We start from the raw sequence: 6,645 nt of genomic DNA on the forward strand, positions 1-6,645 counted from the left end.
TCAAGGTATAAGTGGCTTTTGATTTATCATGATTGATACATGTAAAAGCTGGGAGTAGTTTAAGTATAGTGGCCTTTTATGATAGAACTGATGGAGGTTTTTCTGCATGAACCCTTACATTGAAATACTGAGACCCGTAAACGCTGTCATGGCTGTAATAACTGTTATACTCATGGCCCTCATTGCCGGCAGGTTTGATGTTGATGTTCTCCTCGCATGCATAGTTGTTTTCACCGCCACAGGCGCAGGTAATGTGATAAATGACTACTTTGACCATGAAATTGACAGAGTTAACAGGCCATCACGCCCCATACCCTCAGGGAGGATCACAAGAAGGGCTGCTGGTATCTATTCTATCTTACTTTTTGTTTTGGCCTCAGCACTGGGATTCTACCTGGGCCCTCTACCGGGTCTTGTGGTGGCTTCAAGTTCCCTGCTCATGGTATACTATGCCTGGAGCCTCAAGAAGAGGTGCCTTGTTGGCAACATAACCATATCCTTCCTCACAGGGCTGAGCTTCGTCTTTGGGGGCATAGTTGTCGGTGAGATCTCTGCGTCCGTCTACCTTGGAATCTACGCCTTCCTCATGACCATGGCCAGGGAGATAGTCAAGGACATGGAGGACGTTGAGGGGGACCTGGTTGAGGGTGCAACCACACTCCCCATAACACATGGTAGGGGGGTTTCAGGGATCCTTGCGGCTGCCTTCATGTTATCAGCAAGCCTCACAAGTCCCAGCCTTTACATTATAGGGATATTCTCAATCCTCTATATCCCGGTCCTTGCAGTTGCAGTGATTTTCTTCCTGCGGGCGGCCTTCATGATACTCAAAGGCCAGGATAGGGAAACCGCATCACGTGTCTCAGGGCTCATAAAGGTGGGGATGGCGGTGACGTTTCTGGCATTCGCTGCCGGAAGCGGCACCGTAACAGGGATGGCCGGCATGGTACCTTAGATGTCACAAAAAAGATGATAATGGGTGAAATTATTCACAAAAAACCTTTAGTGTATGTGAATAGTAGGAAATGATAGGGTAGGTGAAGGAGTAGATGTTCATCCCCCCAACCTTCATTTAACTCCTTCAACACCCTAAACTTTTTCTACCTTTAACCCCCCTAACCTGTTCCAGGTGGACAGCCGCCTGGAACCACTCATTCTATGAAATCTCTAAGGAAACTTAAAACTGCGATTATGACATGGAACCACTCATTCTTGAGGCCTACTCACCGCTTTTTATGCCCACAATGTCAACCACATCGACCAGCTTCCATACATAGGAACGGTCCATCTCCACAAGGCATGTCAGGGGATCCTCAGGCGAATGACCAAGGGCCTTCAGGATGTTCCTTGATAGGCCGTGCTTCTCTATGAGGTCGGCGAACATCCCCTTAACCCTCTTCCTGGTTGATGGGTCCTTCTCCTCGACTATCTGCCCCTGCAGTGTAACGAAGCGGTAATCTGATAGGTCCTCCTCATAGTGTTCTATCTCCACTGCGACATAGGGGTTTTTCTTGAGGAGTTCTATCTTTCTGCCGTATCTTGTTGATAGGAAGTAGATGTGCTCCCCATCGAATATATAGAGGAAGGGGGCTATGTATGGATAGTCACCGTTGAAGGCTATCCTGCTCATGAAGTTCTCCCTTATGAACTCATCATACTCCTCCCTGCTCATGAGGGGGATCTTAACTATACCCATCACTCACACCTCCACCACGGGGAAACCTGCCCTCAGCCAGGCCCCGATACCCCCAAGTACAGTTGTGGCACTGAAACCATGCATCTCAAGTATACTGGCGGCTATCGTTGACTTGTAACCTGAATCACAGTATATAACCACGTCCTTCTCGGGTATCATGTCAATGTTATCAGGGAGATCCCCCACCCAGATGTGCTCTGAACCCTCAATGTGGAACCTCTCCCTGTCTGTGATCTTACGCACATCAAGCAGGAAGAAGTCGCCCTCCAGTTCTCTGAGTTCATGGACGCTCATGGCCCTTATGGCATTGAACTCGAGTCCAGCCATGTACCATGAGGGGAATCCACCTGCAAGGTACCCTGCCATGTTATCATAGCCGAGCCTTATGAGGGACCTCCTGACAGATTCAACGCCACGCCCATCATCCACCACAAGTACAGGGTCATCGTAGTTGAGGAAGTACCCTGCAAAGGCCGCGAAGCCGTCCTGCCAGATGTTCAGACTGCAGGGTATGTGGCCAGACGAGAAGCTTGTGGGGTTCCGGACATCAACCACCTGGGCGCCTTCATCCATGAGTTCCCTGAAGTCAGGAACAGGGAGGGCTTCAAGGTTGGGGTTCTCCACAGGAGCACCCCTCAGGTTGTTCTCCTCCATTCTCCTGAAGTATGGTGGTGTGTAGAGCCTCTCGGAGATCTTGTGCTCAATGAACTCATCCCTTCCCATCTGGAGGTATGGGTTTGTGAGCCTCTCATACCCCACAGTTGTCGTGTCCATGTCCCTTATGTCAGCCCCGCAGACCGAACCCGCCCCATGGGCCGGGCAGACCACAACATGGTCCCCCAGTGGCATTATCTTCTCATGTATGCTCTCATAGAGTAACCCCGCGGTTTCAGGGATTTTTTCAGGCCCAAAGAAATCAACACGCCCTGTTTCACCGGCAAAGAGTACATCACCCACAAATACCATAAGGTAGTCATCTGAAACGCTCCTGTCCCTCACAGCCACCGATATGCTCTCATAGGTGTGGCCGGGTGTCTCCAGGACCTCCAGTTCAAGGTTTCCCAGCCTGAAGGTGTCACCCTCCACAACAGAGGTACCATACCTGAAATCCAGGTTCGCACCGTGGAGTATCTCAGCATCCACATAACGAGCCAGTTCCACAGATCCGATGGTGTAGTCCTCGTTCCTGTGGGTCTCAAATATGTACCTGATATTCACGCTGTTTTTCTCTGCAAGTTCAAGGTACACATCCACATCCCTTCTTGGATCCACAACAGCGGCCTCACCACCGGATGCAATAAAATAGGAATTATGGGATAGCCCCTCTGATTTTATTATCTCAAATATCATGCACCTCACCGGATAATAATATGTAAAACTGCTTATTTATCATTTTCCAGAAAAAGAGGATAGCTCATTGAAGTGCTCTTTGGAGCTTTAAATGGATTTTATGGGGCCAGTTTTTCATTCAAGGACGGAAGGAGTTTATGGTACACAGATCACCCCTTCCATGAAAGGTAAGCCCATGATAGGAGCACTGTGATGACCATAAGGGATGCGGTAAGACCCAGTAACTCAGCAGCAGTGAAGGTTCTTCCAGTGTAATTAATGGAGAAGGAGAGGAAACAGATGAAAAAAGGCTTAAATACCACCCGTATGCCGCCCCCATCACAGCATCCCCATCTTTAATTGACCTCTGGGGCATGAAGCCACCTGCCACAGGAAGTCCACCGACAAGGAACAGTATCGCGGAGACATCATGGTCCCGGCAACCACACTGATGGCAGCCAGGAGGATCCGACAAAAAACTTGATACAGATGCAATTAAAATTGTGCAACTACACTGATGGCAGCCAGGAGGATCCGACAAAAAACTTGATACAGATGCAATTAAAATTGTGCAACTACACTGATGACGGCCAGGAGGATCACTGCGAGGCCAGATTTCATGGTTGCAGTGTAAACATCAACGTCCATCTTCAAAACCACTTCCCTTAGATTCAGTTTCTAAAGAGGGAAAACAAGGCTCACACGCACACCGTCATCCCCACTGATTCTGAGTTCACCATCAAGCTGCAGCTGCAAGGCCGGTAACAGGGTCCACAAGTACGGCATCAGGTTTGAAGTCCATTACAAGGTCCTGCATCTCTGTGAGGTGGGATTCAAGCCCAAGTGATGTGGGCCTGTCAGCGTGTATCATGAGTTTATCATCAAGGTAATCTGTGAGGTGGATCCCCACCGATTCCATGTTACGGATGACCTGATCTGCGGGCTCCTCATTGGCAAAGTAGAGGCAGCGTTCACCGCGGCGGCAGGCCTCATAGGCAAACTTTGAAAGAAGGGTGGTCTTACCGGCCCCTGTAGTACCGGATATCAGGACACTGGAACCCCTGTATACACCCCCACCCAGCATATCATCAAGGTCAGGTATCCCGGTGGAGACAAGTTCCCTGCTGACACTGGAATCAAGTTTGAGGGAGGTTATCGGGAAGATTGAGATTCCCCTCTCATTGATGAGGAAGGGGTACCTGTTGAGGCCGTGGCTGGAGCCCCGGTACTTGACTATTCTCATGTGTCTTGTTCCAACCTCCCCATCGAAGGTGTGGGTGAGGTGTATGACACAGTCAGAGATGTAGTCCTCAAGTCCATGTGTTGGTTTACCACCAGAGTCCCCGGCTGTGAATACACTTGTAACCCCCAGCCCATTCAGCCAGGATATGAGGTGGCGCAGTTCCATGTGGAGGGGGCCCCTATCTGATACGCCATCAAAGAGGCTGTCCACCTTATCAAGGACAACCCTGCTGGCCCCCGTGGTTTTAACAGCATCCTCGATCCTTATCTTAAGGGCATCCAGACTGTAGGACTCTATACTGGGATCAGCGCCACTGAAACGTCTTCAATAAATATTTTACCATCTTTAATCAGTTTTTCAAGGATCCTTTCATCGGTCTGGAAGTTCTCAACAATACTGGCTGCCGGCTCATCAAAGCTCACAAGGACACCTGGCTCCCCATAGTAGGATGCACCGTTAAGAAGGAACTCAACTGCAATGAATGTTTTCCCGGTACCGGGGCCGCCATAGATGAGGGTGTTTCTCCCCTGCGGGAAACCACCCCCTGTTACCATATCAAGGCCCTTTATGCCTGTAGGTGACTTCTCAATGGACCTGAACCTCAATCAACCACCCCACACAGGAATAATACTGGGGAAACCCTGATGTGATCCCAAACCGGATTTTCACTTAATACTATATTAATCAATGAGAGCATAAAATACTTGTGATGATCAGCCGAGCATCAACGGAAGGGGGTTCCTATGGGTAACATAATTGAAACAGAGGGTATAAGCAAGAGATATGATGATTTCCTGGCGGTTAACTCCGTGGATCTGGAGGTCCCTGAAAACTCCATCTACGGTGTCCTGGGACCCAACGGTGCAGGTAAAACCACACTGATATCAATGCTCTGCACCATACTACACCCAACATCAGGGAGGGGAATGGTAAACGGCTATGACATTGTAAGGGAGGCCAGGAAGGTGAGGGAGTCCATAGGCATAGTCTTCCAGTCAAGGGCCCTCGACGACATACTCACAGGGAGGGAGCACCTTGAAATGCACGCCGCCCTCTACGGGGTCCCCAGGAATATAAGGGAGAGGAGGATAGACGAGGTCCTTGAACTCATAGCCCTGGGTGATAAGGCAGATGAGTATGTGAAGACATACTCTGGGGGTATGAAGCGGCGTCTCGAGATAGGCCGCGGCCTGATACACCACCCCCGGGTGCTCTTCCTTGACGAGCCAACCCTTGGACTAGACCCCCAGACAAGGGAGAGCATCTGGAGGTACATAGAGAGGCTCAACAGGGAGGAGGACGTTACCGTGCTCCTCACCACCCACTACATGGAAGAGGCAGATAAACTATGCGATGAGGTGGCCATAATGAGCCGCGGCGAGATAATAAAGGCTGACAGCCCCTCAAACCTCAAGAGGGAACTTGGGGCAGACACCATAACAGTCAGGGTTGACAGGGCAGATGAATTCCATCAACTCCTGGTGAAACAGGAATACGTTAAGAAGGCATACCTGGTGGATGATGAGGTCAAGGTCCTTGTTGAGAGGGGCGAAAACCTGGTACCCGAGATTGTTAACCTTGCAGCGAGGACTGGATTCTACGTGAGGTCAGTGGAACTGGAACACCCCACCCTTGAGGACGTGTTCATAAGGTACACCGGTAGGGGTATAAGTGAGGCCTGATATGTCAGAAGTTGAGGGTAATAGTTGAGGTTTGATATCATGGCGGAACTTGAGGGCATATACACAATATGGCTGCGTGAGATGAAGCGTTTCTTCCGTTACCGTTCAAGGATAGTCACATCTGTGGTAACCCCCCTCCTATGGCTCATAATATTCGGCACAGGCCTTGGGGCTGCTGTCAGGTTCGGTGGAGTGGCCGGGGGCTACAGGGCCTTCATCTATCCGGGTATAATAGGTCAGACAATACTCTTCACCAGCATATTCTCAGGGGTCTCTGTGATAATAGACCGGCAGTATGGATTCCTGAAGGAGATACTGGTTGCACCCATATCAAGGCCCTCCATAGTTATCGGGAAGGCACTGGGGATAAGTACGGCCTCCATGATACAGGCGGCCATCCTCCTTGTCCTGTCATTCATAGTGGGAGTTACAATGTCCCCCATCTGCTTCGCTGTTAGCATGGTGATAGCCCTCATAATATCCATGGGCCTCGGGGGCCTGGGCCTCATGATAGCGGCTTTTACAGACAGCATGGAGGGGTTCAACCTTATAATGAGCTTCATAGTGCTCCCGATATTCCTCCTGAGTGGGGCCCTCTTCCCAATAACCGGACTCCCAGCATGGCTTCAGGGCGCGGTCTATATAAATCCACTGACCTATGCAGTCGACGCCCTCAGGTTCACAATACTGAGAAA

General features: G+C 50.1%; 7 protein-coding genes. 3 read left to right on the forward strand and 4 right to left on the reverse strand.

Annotated elements, in window-relative coordinates:
• Positions 1–106: 106 nt before the first annotated feature.
• Positions 107–955 (forward strand): UbiA family prenyltransferase, encoded by an 849-nt coding sequence (locus QFX39_RS05060; protein WP_300477956.1) that lies wholly within the window; start codon positions 107–109, stop codon positions 953–955.
• Between the two features lie 264 nt (positions 956–1,219).
• On the opposite strand, the gene QFX39_RS05065 is transcribed toward QFX39_RS05060, so the two are convergent.
• The 4 genes from QFX39_RS05065 to QFX39_RS05080 all read right to left on the reverse strand — a co-directional run bounded on the left by QFX39_RS05065 (position 1,220) and on the right by QFX39_RS05080 (position 4,873).
• Positions 1,220–1,696: a pyridoxamine 5'-phosphate oxidase family protein gene (locus QFX39_RS05065; protein ID WP_300477957.1), complete on the reverse strand. Its 477-nt coding sequence runs from the start codon at positions 1,694–1,696 to the stop codon at positions 1,220–1,222.
• Between the two features lie 3 nt (positions 1,697–1,699).
• Entirely contained in the window at positions 1,700–3,046 is a 1,347-nt protein-coding gene (locus QFX39_RS05070; protein ID WP_300477988.1) for a rhodanese-like domain-containing protein, read from the reverse strand.
• Positions 3,047–3,764: 718 nt separating this feature from the next.
• Complete coding sequence (locus QFX39_RS05075) at positions 3,765–4,565, reverse strand: ATPase domain-containing protein (RefSeq protein WP_367185385.1); 801 nt, start codon at positions 4,563–4,565, stop codon at positions 3,765–3,767.
• Complete coding sequence (locus QFX39_RS05080; RefSeq protein WP_300477959.1) at positions 4,562–4,873, reverse strand: ATPase domain-containing protein; 312 nt, start codon at positions 4,871–4,873, stop codon at positions 4,562–4,564. The genes QFX39_RS05075 and QFX39_RS05080 overlap by 4 nt, the downstream gene beginning before the upstream one ends.
• A 138-nt stretch (positions 4,874–5,011) precedes the next feature.
• Between QFX39_RS05080 and QFX39_RS05085 the strand changes: the two genes are divergently transcribed.
• Entirely contained in the window at positions 5,012–5,950 is a 939-nt protein-coding gene (locus QFX39_RS05085; protein ID WP_300477961.1) for an ATP-binding cassette domain-containing protein, read from the forward strand.
• 39 nt (positions 5,951–5,989) lie between these two features.
• A partial coding sequence (locus QFX39_RS05090; protein ID WP_300477990.1) for an ABC transporter permease occupies positions 5,990–6,645 on the forward strand: 656 nt, incomplete at its 3' end.

Origin of the sequence: Methanothermobacter sp., from assembly GCF_030055425.1 — an archaeon.
Classification (GTDB): Archaea; Methanobacteriota; Methanobacteria; order Methanobacteriales; family Methanothermobacteraceae; genus Methanothermobacter.

Coding starts and splice junctions, on each gene's coding strand:
- QFX39_RS05060 (WP_300477956.1), top strand. CDS start 107: ATGAACCCTTACATTGAAATACTGAGACCCGTAAACGCTGTCATGGCT.
- QFX39_RS05065 (WP_300477957.1), bottom strand. CDS start 1,696: ATGGGTATAGTTAAGATCCCCCTCATGAGCAGGGAGGAGTATGATGAG.
- QFX39_RS05070 (WP_300477988.1), bottom strand. CDS start 3,046: ATGATATTTGAGATAATAAAATCAGAGGGGCTATCCCATAATTCCTAT.
- QFX39_RS05085 (WP_300477961.1), top strand. CDS start 5,012: ATGGGTAACATAATTGAAACAGAGGGTATAAGCAAGAGATATGATGAT.